Here is a 16283-nt window from a genome sequence, read left to right on the forward strand (position 1 = left end):
TACGCCTACGTTGCTCATGCTTTCTTCGTATGTACTTGTTTTGTCTGCCGTTTCCAAAGAATCGGGTTTTACCTGTAGAAGTTACAGAAACAGCAGGAACTTTTAAACCCAGATCAATCCCCATGATGTTTTCGTTGTTTGTTTCACTTGTAGGCACTTCTACCGAAATTTGAGCGTACCATTTCCCTGACTTTTCAATGATACGCATCAATCCAAGTTTGGCTTTTCTTAACAGCTCCATATCTCTACTCGTCGCTGTAGCACGAAACGTCGTTTTCTTCGTCTTTTCATCTACAACGATCGGGAAAGCCACTGTATTTTCGGATACCGTGTAGTTTTGATTGTTAACGAAATATACAGGTTTTTTAAGAATGGGACGAACACCAAGTTTCTTAATTTTACTGAAAACACTTTTGGCATCACGAATCGCTTGATTACAAACGGCAGACGGAAGAATGGTTTCTACATCTTTTGTCGTCATTTTCGGAAATGCCCCCAGTTGTTCAGCCCGTTCGGTTAGTTGATTGACGACCCGAATGTACTCCTTTCCCAATTGAACTAAAGTGGCTGGTTGATCAGGAAATATGCGTATCTTAACGGTTAAAACTTGCATGTGTTCACCCCCTTTTCTTTTGTTCTTCAACATAACGCTTTACCGTTTCGCTTGATACGTTTCCAGCTGTACTCACGAAAAAAGAACGTGTCCACAGACTAGCCAAATGAGCAAGATGCTCAAACTCCTGCCTTAATATTCGAGAGGTCACTCCTTTCACTTTTGCCATAACATCTGATGGAGAATCGGTGGGAAGACCGTTCAGGAACAGATGGACATGATCGGGCATCACTTCCATCGCCACAATAATCCAGTTATTCTGATGGCATATTTCAGCTAATAGCTCCTTGAATCGAATTTCCACTTGTTTTACTAACACTTTTCTTCGATAACGAGGGCAGAAAACAAAATGATAACTAATGAGAGATACGGTTGTAGCTGTCCGTCTATATTCTTGTCCCATAAAACAATGGTATCAGTTTAACCATACAGCTACAACAATTAAACAAAAAGAAAAGCACACACGCACACGTGCTATGTGTTTGCCCTTCCCATCCCATAAAGGGATGTTCTGGCAAAGCCGTCTTTCATCCCACGATTAAAACCGTGGGCTTTCAGTCGGCAATTACTGTAATCTTGATCGTAATTTATGCCCGCTTCCGAAAACGCCGTCGATTTGAACATCAGCAAATATCTCATAAAGCACGCTCCTTCAGGCAGGGTTTGGATTCGGCAGCATACTGCCTTTCATCTGCCTTTACTTGAACGACGAACGAAGGAGCGCCAAATCGACAAACGGCAAAATTATTTTTTATCCATGCACTCGGATGCTCGAGCCAGCAGCAGTTCCCGCTCACGGTTGTTTCTCGTCAAAGACGCGGCCCGTTCAAATTCAAGGCGCGCTTCCTCGAAGCGGTCCAGCTTGTACAAAAGGTCGCCGCGAATGCTGGGCAGAAGATGATAGGTCGACAACGACGGCTCGTTGTTCAATTCATCGACGATCTGGAGGCCGAAATTCGGACCAAACGCCATCGCTATCGCCACCGCACGGTTCAATTCCACGATCGGCGAAGGCATGGCGCGGGATAATGCTTCATACAACGCCGCGATTCGGACCCAGTCCGTCTCCCCGGGCGACATCGCTTTTGCGTGGCAGGCTGCAATGGCTGCCTGAAGCGCGTAAGGGCCGTACGGCTTTCCCAACTGCTGGCACCGATCAAGAGCAGCCAGCCCCCGGCGGATCAACAGTTGATCCCACTTGGCCCTGTTTTGGTCCATGAGCAGGATCGGCTCGCCATCCGGTCCGACGCGCGTCTTTAGCCGTGAAGACTGAATTTCCAACAGCGCCACAAGCCCATGCGCTTCGGGTTCAGCCGGCGCAATCTCCGCAAGCATGCGGCCAAGCCTAAGCGCTTCTTGGCAAAGCAGCGGGCGTACCCAGTTTTCGCCTGCGGTTGCCGAATACCCTTCATTGAACATTAAGTAAATGACCTCAAGAACGGCTGCCATTCGCTCCTTCAACTCCTCGCCGACCGGAACCTCGAAGGGAACCTTTTTGGCGCTGAGCGTCCGCTTCGCCCGAACGATCCGCTGCGCGATCGTCGCTTCGGCCGCCAGAAACGACCGTGCGATCTCGTCCGTCGTAAGTCCGCATAACAACCTTAGCGTGAGCGCCACCCTTGCGTCCTGCGACAAAACCGGGTGACAGGTCATGAAGATGAGGCGCAGGAGATCGTCGCCGATCTCCCCATCAAGTTGGCGGTCCATATCCTCTTCCCTATACCATTCGGCGCTGCGGGTCAACTCTTCATATTTTCGGTCGCGAAGCTTGTTTCTTCGCAGCAGATCGATCGCACGCCGCTTGGCCGTCGTCATAAGCCACGCTCCCGGATTGTCGGGAATGCCCGTTTCCGGCCACCGCTCAAGCGCGATCACCAGCGCATCCTGGGCCAGATCTTCCGCCAGACCTACATCGCGCACCATACGCGTTAACCCGGCGATTAATTTAGGAGATTCGATCCGCCAAATGGCATCAATCGTACGCCCTGTGTTAGAAATGCTCACAGCCTAAACTGCCCCTTTATTTTTTCTTGCTTGTCTTCATCCGAAGACAATTCTTCCGGATCAAAAATTTGCCTGAGTTCAATTTCGCCTTGTCCGCCGCCGTGCGGATCAGGCATGCGCATCGCCCACTCGATCGCTTCCTCGCGCGACTTAACTTCGATCAGCGTAAAGCCCGCAATAATTTCCTTGGCTTCCGTAAAGGGGCCGTCCACCACTTTCGGTTTCCCCCCAGGCTCCGGATACGAAATCCGGATGCCGGTGGAGCTTGGCTGTAAACCGTCCGCGGCAAGCAGCACTCCCGCTTTCGCCAACTCCTCGTTATACCGCAGCATGGCATCAAGCAATTCCTGGCTTGGCTTGACGCCGGCTTCCGAATCCGCTGTAGCTTTCACGATCATCATAAATCTCATGTTTGTTCCCTCCACAATGTGATAGCGGGCCGATTTCCGCTCAATTTAGTCCGGTATTGACCGGCCTCTATGAATACAACGAATGAATACAAGACAAATCGACACATCTATATAGAATGAACTAAAGAAATGAAGGTTATAGGGCCGCATCGGGCCCTTTTAACAGGAAGTTCGATGCAAACTTTAGTTCAATCTATCTAACGTTTTTTTTAAATAAAGACCATTTATCATGGAACTCCCTATTAAATTCGTGCTGGAGGGCGATATCCCTGCATGAACTTCCGCGCATGATCATTGAAAAAAGTCCCTCCGTAGTTCAAGTAGTTCATATAGACGAAGCAGCATCGGGCCAAGGATGGGTATAAGCCGGATTTTAGCGGTATCCTTATGCAAAAAACCTGCCGAGCTTCAATGCCCGACAGGTTTTTTACGCTAGTGACCTTATTTCGCTTCTTGTACGCTGTGTCGTTCTTTAAACTCCCGCAATCCGATAATGTTTCCTTCGATCCGGGATTGTTCCGCCGCAAACGCCATCAGGTGGCTTTGAACCGAGGCGTTCGCCGACGTCAAACCTTGGCTTTGACCGTCTGTCCGCACCAGCTTCAGAAAATCCTTCACGAGACGCATGTCGCCGCCGCCATGCCCAACATGGCCTCCCATATCTTCAAAAGAGATCCGCTCGACCTTGCCGCTGCCGAAATGGATGATTTCGATCTCGTTTTTCTCCATCGCTCCGCGGATTTCGCCTTTGGTTCCCATCAGCTTGATCGTGCGGCTGATATCTCTCGTAAACGCGCTCATCGTAAAAGCGGCCGTTACCCCGTCAGCAAATTCCAGGTTTACAACCTGATGGTCCACAACATCGTTATCGCAATGATAGACGCATCTGCCGTAAGGCCCTTCCTGCAGCGCTTTATAGCGGGCATCGTAGCTCATATCGTCGCTAATGGCAGAGGTCGGCCAGTTCGTATCCTCCGTCAAATAGATATTCGGCGCATAATACAGGCACTCGTCCGCAACCGGACATCCGTCCAAACATCGCAGAGGCGCTCCCTCAGGCGCTTCCGAAGCCCTGAAATGGCTGAGCGAGCCGAATGAAGAAACTTTCACGCAGTCCGAACCTGCCAACCACAGCAATATATCGAGATCATGGCAGGACTTCGCCAAAATCATCGGACTGGACTCGTCCTTCCGGCGCCAGTTTCCTCTGACGAAGCTATGCGCCTGGTGCCAATATCCGACGTTTTCATTATGCTGGATCGATACCAATCGGCCGATCGTTTCTTTTTCCAGCAGTGCTTTGAGCGTACTGAAAAACGGCGTGTAACGAAGCACGTGGCAGATCGAAAATACAAGCCCGGCCTTTGAAGCCATGTCGCCCATGCGGATGCATTCTTCGGGATCCGGCGACATCGGCTTTTCCAAAAGCACGTGATACCCCGCCTGCAGCGCTTTCATCGTCGGCTCGAAATGCTGTTTGTCCTGCGTGCAGATCACGACCGCATCCGCCAGCTTCGGCAGCGCAAACAAATCATTCCAATGCTCGAAGCACATCTCGTCCGCCAAACCATGCCTTGCCTTGAAATTCTCTCTCCGCTGCCGAACCGGTTCCGCGACTGCCACGACTTCAAGCTCTGCAGGATGCTGCAGTGCGTAATCCATGTAATTGACGCCGCGCAGGCCCGCTCCGATCAATGCGACCTTTACCATTTTCATCCGTTATCTCCGCTCCTTACGAATACTGTGTTATTCCTTGACGCTTCCGACGGTCATGCCTTTAACAAAATATTTCTGCAAAAACGGATATACGACCATGATCGGCAGTGCCCCCATGAAGATTTGCGCTGTCTGCAGCGTTTTCTCGCTCAGGTTCTCCATCGCTTTGATCTGTTCGATCGAAACCGAAGTCATCTGGGAATTGATCGACATGATCAACGTGGACAAATAGGTTTGCAGCGGATATTTCTCCGGCGAGTTTAAATACAAAATGCCGTCAAACCAAGAGTTCCAATGCCCCACGATCGTGAACAACCCGATGGTCGCGATGGACGGCAGGGAGACCGGCAAATAAATCCGCCATAATATTCTCCAGTGTCCCGCGCCGTCGATCGTTGCGGCTTCGTCCAGCTCGCGCGGAATGGTGCGGAAAAAGTTCAGCATCAGCACCATGTTCCATACATTCAGCGCCCCCGGCAAAATCAGCGCCCAGATGGAGTCAATCAATCCGGTGTTTTTCACGATGATATACGTCGGGATGAGGCCACCGCCGAAAAACATCGTGATCGCAAAAAACCATACGTAGACCGTCCGATACTTAAATTGGTCCACCGCCTTCGACAGCGGATATGCCGTCACAAAGCATAAAAACATATTGACCGCCGTCCCTAGCACCACCCGTTCAACGGACACGCCCAGCGAACGGAAAAACTCTACCTTTTCCCCCAGGTAGCGGTAAGCGTCGAAGTTGAACCCGACCGGCCAAAGCTTGACTTCGCCGGCCATCGCCGCCGTATTCGAGCTGAGGGATACCGAGAGGAGATGGATGAACGGGATGATGCCGAGAAGCGTGATCGCCGTTAGCAGCACCGTATTGAATATGACGAATATCCTTCTGCTGATCGTAGGTTTATGCATCTCTCTACCTCCCGCCTAAAAGATCCGATAATTGTTGTATTTGTAAGCCGCATAATAGGTCACGGATACCAGCACCAAAGAAATCGCGGATTTAAACAGTCCGACGGCGGCGGCAGGTCCGAATTGTTGGCTGAACATCCCCAATCGGTATACGAACGTATCGATGATATCGGCTCCCTCGTATACGGTCGGGTTGTACATGATCAGGATTTGCTCGAACCCGGCATTCAAAATTCCGCCAAGGCTCAGCACCCCAAGCAAAATCAGAATCGGCGCCATGCCCGGCAGCGTAATATGGATCATTTGCTTCCATCTACCCGCGCCGTCCACTTCGGCGGCTTCGTAAAGCGTCGCGTTGATTCCGGTAATGGCGGCCAGCATGACGATCATGTTGTAGCCCATCCCTTTCCAGACATCGGACCCGATCACGATGCCGCGGAACCAATCGTTATCGAGCATGAACATGATCGGCTTCAGTCCGATGGCCGTCAACAATCCGTTGACGGGACCATTCAGCGAAAACAACTCGATAATGACACCGCCAAGCACGGTCCAGGACAGGAAAAAAGGCAGAAATACCGCCGACTGGATAAAACGCGAAAACCAGCGCTTGGTCACCTCGTTCAAAAGCAAGGCCAGAATCAGTGGAACAAGCAGGAACAATACCATCTTAATGACGGCGATCAAAATCGTATTCCAAAGCACCTGCTTAAAATCCGGCATGTTAAACACGTATTTGAAATTGTCAAAACCAACGAATTTGGAATGAAAAAAACCGGAAAGCGGCTCAAACTGCTGGAATGCCATGACGAGCCCGGCCATCGGGCCGTAGGCGTAGATCAGCGTCACGACCACGCCGGGCAGCAGCATGAGATGGAGCAGATATTCCTTTTTCAGCGTTCTCATAGATGGACCTCCCCGTTCAATCGTAAACGGGAGGAATCGCCGGCTTCATCAGGCTCCTCCTCCCGTTTCATCACTTTCAGGATCATTGCGGCAGCTTATGCATGGCTTTTATTTTGCAGCCTCTTTGCTGTACCAATCGTTGACCTCTTGGGTGATTTGATCGCCGCCAAGAGATTTCCAGCTTTGAACGAACTTGTCGAACTCGTCCAGGGAACCGCCCATAATGATTTTTGTAAAGGATTCCTGCATCAGCTTGTCGAGCTGGGCGCCTTTTTCAACCTGCGTTTCCGTCGGCAGGCCGAAAAACTCGTTGTTCACGAAAGCGCCGCTTTCCTTGATTTGCCGCGTCGTTCCCCAGCCCCCGTCTTTTGCGGCACGGCTGAAATATTGACCCCAGTTTACGCCTTTGGAGGCATTGGCCGTGTTGCCCGCAAGATAATCCTGGGCTGCTTTAAAGACGTCGGCAACGTTTTTGTAGTTTTCGTCATCCAGCGTAATTTCCGTCTGTTTCGCATCCAGCGCCTTGTTGACTTCGGTATAAATCGTATCGATTTGGGCCGGGTTGTAAATCCGCGGATTAAACCAGTTGTAGACGTAACCGTTCTCCGCTTTGTTTTGATCGATGTATTTCTTTTTGCCTTTTTCGATATAGAAATTGATCATTTTGATGGCGGCTTCCGGATTTTTCATATTTTTGTTTACGGCGAATACTTTTCCGCTCCGGATCTTCGGCACAAGCGATTTGCCCGGACCGTCAAGTCCCGGAATTTGAACGGCAATCCATTCCGCCTTCGGATCCTTGTCCACGTTCAGGTTCAGCGGGTAGTTCGGATACCACCATTCGCCGTATACGATGCCGACTTTGCCTGCCGTAATGTCTTCAACCGCTTTGTTTTCGTCTTTTAATGCAAATTCCTTATCCAATATGCCGTTCTGATACCAGGTCTGAAGCTTGGCAAGCGCGGTTTTCACTTCCGGCTGGATGAGTCCCGGGACCAGCTTGCCGCTGCTGTCCTTGATCCAGGCGGATTGGTTGTCCCCGATCGAAGGATAGGCACCGAAGCCGTTAAAGAATCCTCTCAGGTCGTATGCCCAGAAAAACAGATTCTTTTGCAGGGATACCCCGTACGTGTCGTTTTTGCCGTTTTGGTCCGGGTCGTTTTTCACGAAGGCTTCGGCAACCTTGTCCAGCTCATCCATCGTTTTCGGCGGCTGCAGCTTCAAATTATCGAGCCAATCTTTGCGGAGCCAGAGCAGCTGCGTCGAGAGGAACGGGTCCTCGAAGGCTGGGATCGCGAGCAGCTTGCCGTCTTCGGAGAATGTCTTCATGGCGAAGCCGCCGTCGGAATCCATGTATTTTTTCAGTTCAGGCGAAGCGTAATCGTTGTAGGCTGCCGTCAGGTCGGCCAACATGCCTTGCTTTTTCAGCTTTTCAAAGTTTTTCTGGTCGAGCTCCATAATGTCCGGCAGGTCGGCCGAAGCCATCGCCAGCGAGAACTTTTGCTCGAATTGGCTGGACGGAACGGTCCATTTGTACTTGACTTCGATGTTAAGCATGTCTTTCAAATCTTTGAGGTAAGCGTTTTGTTCCGGCGTAATGCCTTTCGGCGTCCGCGGGTCTTCCGGAGGGTTATAGCCGAGCACTTCCGTCACCGTCACCGTTTCGGGGTATTTGCCGAGCGGTTCGGGCGGCGCGTCCGAGCTCTTTTTTTCCTCTTTGGAGGACGGTTCCGCAGCCGAGTTTGCCGATTCCTTGCCTTGGCTGGAGCATGCCGTAAATAACGAAAGCGACATCGTGACGAGCAAAATCATTTTCCATGGATTGATTTTTTTCATATTCAACGCGTTTCCCCCTTTGTCTATGCTGAAATGCCAATTGCTTTATGTGTTTAATTATAGGTTTCAGAAGAAAACGCTATCAATTTTGAGTTTTTTACTTCTCTTTCACTTTATTTACTTTTTTCAGGATTTTACAAAAATTCGATTCCGGCCGCTCTCGGGACAGTATATTGACGAAACGAAACCGTTTCACTCCATATATCGCCGATGGATAGTCGCTCTTTGGATTTTTGCATAATCCTTTCTAGAATGGCTTGGTTCCGTTATCCCCGTCTCTCGGTTGAACTGCGGTATTCCTGCGGGGATATCCCCGTCTTCTTTTTGAAAAAGGTCGTAAAATAGGACTGCGAATCAAACCCGACGCGGGCGGCGATTTCGTTCAGCTTCAGGTTGGTGTGCATCATGAGGTGCACGGCCGCCTCCAGCTTTTTCGACTGGATGTAGTCCAGCAAATTTTGTCCCGTCATTTGTTTGTAATAGCGCGACAGGTAGGACGGATTAAAATGCACTTTTTCCGCGATTGCCGTCAGGGACACGTCACCCGCCAGATGATTTTGGACATAGCTTTGAATTTGCCCGATGACCCATGATTTCATGTCTTCCTGCTTCATTTGCTCCGGATCGTCCAAAACCTCCTGATGCCTGTTCGCGTTTTCGATATCGATCACGATCATGTTTTGGCCGAGCGAAGCCCTGGATTTCAGAACCCCGAGCAGCGTTTCATACTGATTAAGAATCGTAGTCCAGCTCTCGCCTAACTCCCCGGAAATGCCAAAAGAGACGGACGCGCCAAGCAGGCTTTCGCATTCGTTTTGCACCAGCTCCAAGATCCCTTTCATATATGCCGTGAATCCTCTCCAACAAGACCCCTCCGGTTCAGGCGGCAAAAAACGGGCGAGCAGCTCTTCCCGGGGCTGGAGCAGCCAAACGAGGATCCCCTCCTCCAAAACGGAAGGCTCGCAGGCAATCGATTCCGGCAGGTAATTGCCGAAGGCCCTTTGCACCGAAACGATCGCTTTCTTCCTGTTCGCGTCCTCCGGACCGTCCACGGTGCCCATGACAAAAAATGCCGGATCTGTCGCGTTAATCCGAAAGTTCAGCTCCTCATACCTTGCCTCGGACAGCAAATCGGAAGCGGTCTCTCCGCGCAAAATCCTGCCCACCAGCTCGTTTCTGAGCACGGGAGCCGCGATTTGAAAATGCATTTTCGCTTTTTCCTCCTGAATTCTGCGGCGGTTGTCCTCGTCAAGCTTAAGGCATGCATCTTTCACGGCACGAAAGATCGGCTCAATCCCTTCGGTTTTCAAGATGTAATTGTCCGCTCGTTTGCGCAGCGCCTCCTGAACGTAGTCGAATTCACTGTATCCGGTCAAAAAGATGATGCGGCAGTGCGGCCAATAATAGACGATTTCGTCGACCAGCTGCAGTCCGCTTTTCTGGGGCATGCGGATGTCGCTGACGAGGATGTCGAGCTTCATTTTTTTTGCGGTTTTCAGCGCTTCCGCAGCCGAGTAGGCTTTGCATACATCCAATTCGAATTCGGTGTTCTCCTGAAAAAGCTGAATCAATCCATTGACGATGACCGGCTCGTCGTCCACGATTAACAATCGGTACATGCTGCCGCCTCCTTCATGCTTTCGAGAATAATGATCAGATCTATTTTTAAGCCGCCATGCCTGCTTCGCGTGACCGTTAAGCCGCTTTCCGGCCCGTATTTAAGCCTTAAACGGTTATTGACATTGATCAACCCCGTATTTTCGATCGTTTTTGAATCCACGGCAAGCTTGCCGCTCAATTGCCCGATCATTTCATCGGTGGCCAGATTTCCGTTATCTTCGACCGAGACGCGTAGTTTCCCTTCCCCGTACTCCGTGCTTATAAACACCTTCCCTTCCATCATGCCGTCTTCAAAAGCGTGCTCGAACACGTTTTCCACGATCGGCTGGATGATCAGCCGCGGCACCGTAATCGAAGGCGGAATTTCCGTCTCCTCGTCGTATGCAAAAGACACCCTGTTGGAAAACCGGATGCACTGAATATCGCAATAATCGAGCGCGTGCCGGTATTCCTTGTAGAACGGAACCTCGTCGGCACCGCTTCTCGTAATGTACTGATAATAGCTGCCGAGCCTTTGGGACAGCTCCGCGGCGCTGTCGGCGTCCCCCACTTTGCACATCATGTAAATATTAAAAAAACTGTTGTACAAAAAATGCGGATTGATTTGGGACTGAAGCTGCTTCAATTGGGAATGCTGAAGAGCAATTTTTTGCTCGTAGTTTTCCTCGATCGAATTTTTGAGCCGGCGCGCCATCTTGTTGAAACTGTTAAACACGTAATGGAATTCGTCTTTCGTCTTCGATTCGATCGTGATGTTGAGATTGTCGGTTTCGATCATATGAAAGGCTTTGACCAGCTTCGACAACGGCCGGTGAATCATCAAGTTGACGGAAAACGAATAGAGGATCATCACGATGATCGCGATAATGAACAGCGTATAAAACCAGGTAATAAATTGGCTTAACGGACGGGTAAGCTCATTTTGGTTCACGTACATAATCATCGACAAGTGGAGCGAGCCGACGTTGCTGCGGGTAATGAAATAATTGACTCCATGCGCTTTTTTGATTTGCGGCCGATCCGGGTTTGCGTTTTCCTCATCCGTCAGCTTCAAAATTTCCGTGGATTCGTCGGTTTGTTTCGCCGTCGTCAGCATCGTCCCGAATTCTTTGCTCCCGAGCAGCACCTCGGATTCCGGGTATAATTTCGCGATTTCATTTAACGCCTGCAGCAGCATCGGCCTGGAAATTTCGATGTAAGTCACAATGCTGTTGTTGTTTGCGCTTTCAATCAGGAATATCCGGTTGCCGCTAAGGTAAAAGGAAGGCTTCGGCGTGATTTTGAGCAGCGACGTGATTTGCATCATTTCATCGTTGGGCGTGCCTGTAACTCCCGAACTCATCGAAATGGTTTTTGCCACGGATTCGACGTATACCCCGCTGTTCACCACATATTCGCTGGAGGCCATCAGCGTGGAGAGACGATCCCTGACCTGGTCGATCAGCTCCACCTCCTCGTAATCTTCCAGCAGGCTTCCGCGGAAGCTTAGCTTTTGCAAATCCTTGTCATTGATCAGCTGCAGCTGCAAATTCCGAATGAAATACAGCTCTTTGTCGAGCTGTTTGGAATAAAAGGACGCCCCTGCCTGAGAGGAATTCAAAATCGCGCTTTTCGTCACGGACATGCCCTTGTAATTCAACCAAATGTTCATGGAAATGAGGGGAAGCAAAAATAAAATAAAAACGATGACGATTTTTTGATAAACATACCATTTGGACGCCTTTCCCGCCGCCTGCAGCTTCATAAGTACCTCCCGCGAATGCTAAGATCATGGAATCTTGTATTCTTTTAGTATAATGATTCACAAAAAAAGAACCATCCTTTTGGATGATTCTTTCCGAATGCGTTATTTTTGCGTTATCCGGTCATGCGGAAGGCAGGCATGCACGCCCTTCACCCCGTTGACGATTTGGGTGATCCGAAGATCGATCGCGGTGCTGCCCAATGCCATCGCTTGAACCCGGTTCAGCCCGTATAAATCCCCCATTAAATCAAGCATGCCGTCCAAGGCTTGCACCGTCGCTTCGTTCAAATCCTCATGGAAGCCGAACGTAATCCAGCCGGCAGGCGTGTTCGCCCGCGGATTTTTTATCCGGACGTCCTCCAAAAGCTGAAGCCTCACCTCCACCTCGTCCATCGGGCATTCGATCGCCTGGCAGCTTACTTCCCCGTCCCCCTGCGCCGCATGTCCGTCGCCGATGGACAAATAGGCCCCGTCAACCGGAACAGGCAAATACAGCGTGCTGCCGCTTACCAGCTCCTTGCAATCGATATTGCCTCCGCAAAAACGGGGCGGCCAAGTTGAATGAACCCCGGCGTCCTCCGGCGGCATCCCGATTACGCCCATAAAAGGGCGAAGCGGAGTCATATATGTTTTTCCGCCGATGCGGCATGTTCCCGTCATTTTTTCTTGATCCAGCGTCCAGTTCAATATAATTTCCCGAAAATCGGTCAGATGCAATTGTTGATTTTGCCAGTTCGGGTACTGCCCGGCGGCCGTAAAACCGTAGCTGCCTGGAATGATCCGCTCAAAGTGGATCGCAAGGGTCATTCCCCGCTTGGCGTTTTCTACGAAAATGGGGCCGAACAAGGCATGCCCTCCGTCCAGTTTTTCTCTTCTTGCAAAAGGCTTTTTTCGGTCGGTATAGGCCGCGCCCAATCCCCAAGCCGCATCCGGGAGGCTAAAACAGACGGAATCTCCGGAAGAGACGGTTAGCAGCGGCGGAACCTCTTTCGTCAAACTCCCGATGAGCGCTTCCTGAGTCAAATCCATCTTATGCAAAGCCATAAAACCTCGCCTCCACTTCAGCTGGGTTTAATATCTCCGGGATCACCCGAACTACCGTTATGTCGAATGATTCAAACCAACCGTGATTCAAAAAGTACCACCCCTACACCTTTGCCATGAAACGTCCCGCAAAATGGATGTCCTCCACCGGAACGTGATCCGCTCCCCCCTCCAAAATGATCCTCACATCCTCCAAAGTATCCCGGACAGGAATCCATTCCGCTTTTTTCCTTGTAAACGGCTCGGCGACGTAAAAAGGTTGGGATAAATACGCTTCCAGCCGCTCCCCCCGCTCGAACAGGACTCTTTCGGATTCCGGGAGCTTTTCTTCACCCCGAAAAAGGACCAAAGGCCTTAAATCCCGGTAACGGCGCATTAATTTTCTGGCCTGTTGTTGGATGGATAAATGCAGCGGCTCTAACTGTCCTCCCTCCAGCATAACCGAAGTGGACGCAACGGGATCGATGGCCGGAAAAAGCCCTCTTGTCGTCAATTCCGCATCGAAACGCAAAAACGTATCCAGCGGGCCAAAGGGAAGTTCTTCATCAACCGATTCTCCGCTAACGTCAACCAAAATCGTCGTGACCGGGCGAATGCCGGCCGACTTCAGTTGTGCTTCGAGGTCGAACAGCTCGCCGGACAATACCATGGCGCGGTCGGCCCCTAAGATGACATCCCTGCTTTTGGCATATTGAAGAATCCGCTCATACGTTGCTGCGGCTGTATCGCATACAGCTTCCGCTTCATGAATCAACTCATCGATGCCTTTCGTATGTTCCGCAGGCTTCCAAAATACGGTTGCATGATCCATTGTTTTGAACCGGTGCATGAGCTCCGTCAGCAATGCCAGCTGCCCGACGTTCTGGCGGGCCACCAGCCCGATGGTGCCGCCTTTGACCAAGGGAGCCAATAAATCAAGCACCTTGATTCCCGTTTCGAGCATGCCCAGCGGATGGCCGCGAATGAGCAATTCGTCCATAGTACACCCGGCAAGGGACGCAAGCGCCGCAAGCGTGCGAACCTCCGCCCTCCCGACCGGTATTTTGCCTGTACAAAGGTTGGATACCGTTGCAGGCCTTAATCCCGCCGAGCGGGCCGCGACCGTTAAATTCGGAATTCTGGCGCGCAGCAGGGAAACGTTCAAATGCAGTTCTTCCATAAATCCCCACCTCCCTATTTTGATTTATACAGTAATTTATTTTCGTTTAAAAGTAAATATATTTCTTTGGAGTTCACACGATAGAAAAATTTGCAGACAAAAAAAACCGCTCCATCGAGCAGTTTTCCATTTGCCAGCCTTTGCTGGATGATAAAGAGAAAAAACACCCTTGATCCGGATCACGCGACGTTTCGGCTTTTCTCACAAGGACGGTTACGAATATTCCAAGGCAAAGATTTTGCCCAACCCACTAGAAAGCTATCGGTTTTTGAACACAAAGCGCAGCAAACCTATGACCGATAGAACAACGACCGCTATAAATATAAACGCAACAATAACGCTTGCCCAGTTAATAGTCATCCAAAGGGTCCCCCATTCTCCAAGTTATTCCCTGTTTATATAACACAACGATCGGATAAAAAGTTATGGTCGAGAGATCCGCGCAACTATTTTTCTATGACCCGAATGACAAGAAAACAAGCTTTTAATAACCTTCATTCCCCCACGCAACTCTTCCAATAGCGCAATAGGATAGATTATCCGACAAAAGAGGTGGTGGAATCGTTGAACATTTTTCATAGATCATGCGTACGATCAAGGCCGGGAAAACCCCGCTTAAACAGCGTAGGATGGATCTCCGCCAACTGGAGCGGTTACGCCGTGTCCGGACGGTCCAAGTCCTTTCGTCGCATATCCGCAAAATGGATCGTCCCTGTTGTGAGATCCAGCTCGCACACTACTTATTCATCCGCTTGGATCGGGATTGACGGTTTCGGCAATACGAGCCTGATTCAAGTGGGAACCGGACATGACTTCGTAAACGGAAAAGCCCGCTACTATGCATGGTGGGAAATCCTGCCGGCGGTTATGACGCCGATCCCTTATCCCGTCCATCCGGGCGACCGGATTCAAGCCGTCATTTCGAAAATCAGAGGTTCGACCTGGCTTATTTATTTGCGGAACGCATCCCAAAACTGGACGTTCCGTACGACAAAACGTTACACCGGGCCGCAGTCTTCCGCGGAATGGATCGTCGAGGCGCCGCAGGTGGGGTCCGCCATATCCGGGTTGGCCCGTATTTCAACCGTCCGCTTTTCCAGCTGCCGCTTGAATGGCCGCAGTCCAAAACTGACGACCGCCGAGCTTGGCATCATGCTTCAGGGAGAACACATTACGTCGGTTCCGACCGCCCCTAACCGCAGGGGAGACGCTTTTCAGGTCAAAAACACCGTAGGGCGTTCTTTGGGCGATGCCGCCTTGCCCAAAAGCTCGTAGTTTCTCTTGGCATGCTTGCCCGGTTGCAGGGTGAAAAACGTAAAAAGCCGGCTTACGGTTTATGTAAGCTGGTCTTTATTCGTTTGGCTTGATTTTAAGCCTCGCAAGGGCCGGATTCCCCTACCCCTTCCTCGTCTGCGAGGGGGTCAAGCCTATATACCTCTTATACATCTTCGTAAAATAGTTCGGATTCTCGCAGCCCACTTTCGCCGCGATATCCGTCACCGAATCGTTGGTGGCAAGAAGCAGTCGCCTTGCTTCCTTCATTCGGCACGTATTGACGTATTCGATAAACGTAAGGCCGGTGAGCCGCTTGAACAGCTTGCAAAAATAATAAGGATTAAGATTGACCTGTCCGGCTGCTTGCTCGACGGTCATTTTTTCGGCAAAATTCGCGTCGACGTATTGGATAAGCTCTTTAAAACGTTCCCGATTGGGAAAATAAACGGCTTCCGGCCGAAACTCTTGCGGATCGGGCATGTGAAGACGTGCAAGCAGCGAAAACAACAGGTGCAGCTTGGATTTTACGATCAATGGATAGGCAGGCGGTTTGGCGGCGAGCTCTCCGATGATGTCGTGCAGGAGTGGCATGCAGCTGGAGTCGGTTTCCTCCCGTTCCGACAGTTTGACCGGAAATTGACGCCTTCCTTCCAAATAGGGCGCGACAAATTGGATATGCAGCGGATCATGAAGCCATTCCCGAAACAGGGATGCGTTCACGACGACGCAATCGTAATGGACGTCTCCCTTCGCAAGCGAGTAGCCGACGTGCAGGCTGCCTCCGGGAATGAGCGCCACTTCACCCTCCTGCAGCACATAAGGACGGCTGTCGATATGGAAAACGGCGTTTCCTCTTTTCATCACCAAAAATTCAAAATGCTCATGCCAGTGCAAATACAGAACGCATTCTCCGGCAGGCACGGACGTGCAGCGATTTTGAAACAGTTGAAACGGATAGGCGCTATTTTCGAGCAGCGTATTTTCCCAAAGCTCCTTCGGGTGGGTCATTTGTTGCTACCTCCGCAAAATCGGACTAGT

14 protein-coding genes are annotated in these 16283 nt (G+C 50.6%); 1 reads left to right on the forward strand and 13 read right to left on the reverse strand.

The window, feature by feature from the left end:
* From RJP21_RS14580 to RJP21_RS14635, 12 genes are all read right to left on the reverse strand, one after another.
* On the reverse strand, positions 1-613 hold a 613-nt coding region (locus RJP21_RS14580; RefSeq protein WP_483874791.1), incomplete at its 3' end, for a nuclease/transposase family protein.
* Between the two features lie 4 nt (positions 614-617).
* Positions 618-1016: an IS200/IS605 family transposase gene (gene tnpA / locus RJP21_RS14585; RefSeq protein WP_310859905.1), complete on the reverse strand. Its 399-nt coding sequence runs from the start codon at positions 1014-1016 to the stop codon at positions 618-620.
* A 341-nt stretch (positions 1017-1357) separates the two neighbouring features.
* Positions 1358-2617, reverse strand: a complete 1260-nt coding sequence (locus RJP21_RS14590) for an RNA polymerase sigma factor (RefSeq protein ID WP_310859906.1) — start codon at positions 2615-2617, stop codon at positions 1358-1360.
* A complete protein-coding gene (locus RJP21_RS14595; protein WP_310859907.1) occupies positions 2614-3027 on the reverse strand; it encodes a YciI family protein in 414 nt (137 codons plus the stop codon). Before RJP21_RS14595 ends, RJP21_RS14590 begins: the two co-directional genes overlap by 4 nt.
* A 441-nt stretch (positions 3028-3468) precedes the next feature.
* Positions 3469-4743, reverse strand: a complete 1275-nt coding sequence (locus tag RJP21_RS14600) for a Gfo/Idh/MocA family protein (RefSeq protein WP_310859908.1) — start codon at positions 4741-4743, stop codon at positions 3469-3471.
* Between the two features lie 30 nt (positions 4744-4773).
* Positions 4774-5661, reverse strand: coding sequence for a carbohydrate ABC transporter permease (locus RJP21_RS14605; RefSeq protein ID WP_160042228.1), 888 nt, complete (start codon positions 5659-5661; stop codon positions 4774-4776).
* Between the two features lie 15 nt (positions 5662-5676).
* Positions 5677-6567 carry an ABC transporter permease gene (locus tag RJP21_RS14610; protein WP_310859909.1) on the reverse strand — a complete coding sequence of 297 codons (891 nt, stop codon included), beginning with the start codon at positions 6565-6567 and terminating at the stop codon, positions 5677-5679.
* 108 nt (positions 6568-6675) lie between these two features.
* The gene (locus RJP21_RS14615; protein WP_310860263.1) at positions 6676-8403 is read right to left on the reverse strand and encodes an extracellular solute-binding protein; all 1728 of its coding nucleotides are present in this window, start codon (positions 8401-8403) and stop codon (positions 6676-6678) included.
* A gap of 266 nt (positions 8404-8669) precedes the next feature.
* Entirely contained in the window at positions 8670-10022 is a 1353-nt protein-coding gene (locus RJP21_RS14620) for a response regulator transcription factor (RefSeq protein ID WP_310859910.1), read from the reverse strand.
* Positions 10007-11767, reverse strand: a complete 1761-nt coding sequence (locus RJP21_RS14625; RefSeq protein WP_310859911.1) for a sensor histidine kinase — start codon at positions 11765-11767, stop codon at positions 10007-10009. The genes RJP21_RS14620 and RJP21_RS14625 overlap by 16 nt, the downstream gene beginning before the upstream one ends.
* Positions 11768-11869: 102 nt before the next feature.
* Entirely contained in the window at positions 11870-12811 is a 942-nt protein-coding gene (locus tag RJP21_RS14630; RefSeq protein WP_310859912.1) for an acetamidase/formamidase family protein, read from the reverse strand.
* A gap of 103 nt (positions 12812-12914) precedes the next feature.
* Positions 12915-13970 carry an ATP synthase beta subunit C-terminal domain-containing protein gene (locus tag RJP21_RS14635; protein WP_310859913.1) on the reverse strand — a complete coding sequence of 352 codons (1056 nt, stop codon included), beginning with the start codon at positions 13968-13970 and terminating at the stop codon, positions 12915-12917.
* A gap of 555 nt (positions 13971-14525) precedes the next feature.
* Here RJP21_RS14635 and RJP21_RS14640 point away from each other — a divergent pair.
* Entirely contained in the window at positions 14526-15245 is a 720-nt protein-coding gene (locus RJP21_RS14640) for a G1 family glutamic endopeptidase (protein ID WP_310859914.1), read from the forward strand.
* 120 nt (positions 15246-15365) lie between these two features.
* Here RJP21_RS14640 and RJP21_RS14645 read toward each other — a convergent pair whose 3' ends face one another.
* Positions 15366-16253: a helix-turn-helix transcriptional regulator gene (locus RJP21_RS14645; protein ID WP_310859915.1), complete on the reverse strand. Its 888-nt coding sequence runs from the start codon at positions 16251-16253 to the stop codon at positions 15366-15368.
* Positions 16254-16283: the final 30 nt, after the last annotated feature.

The organism is Paenibacillus sp. VCA1, assembly GCF_031583795.1.
Lineage (GTDB): Bacteria > Bacillota > Bacilli > Paenibacillales > Paenibacillaceae > Paenibacillus_AQ > Paenibacillus_AQ albilobatus.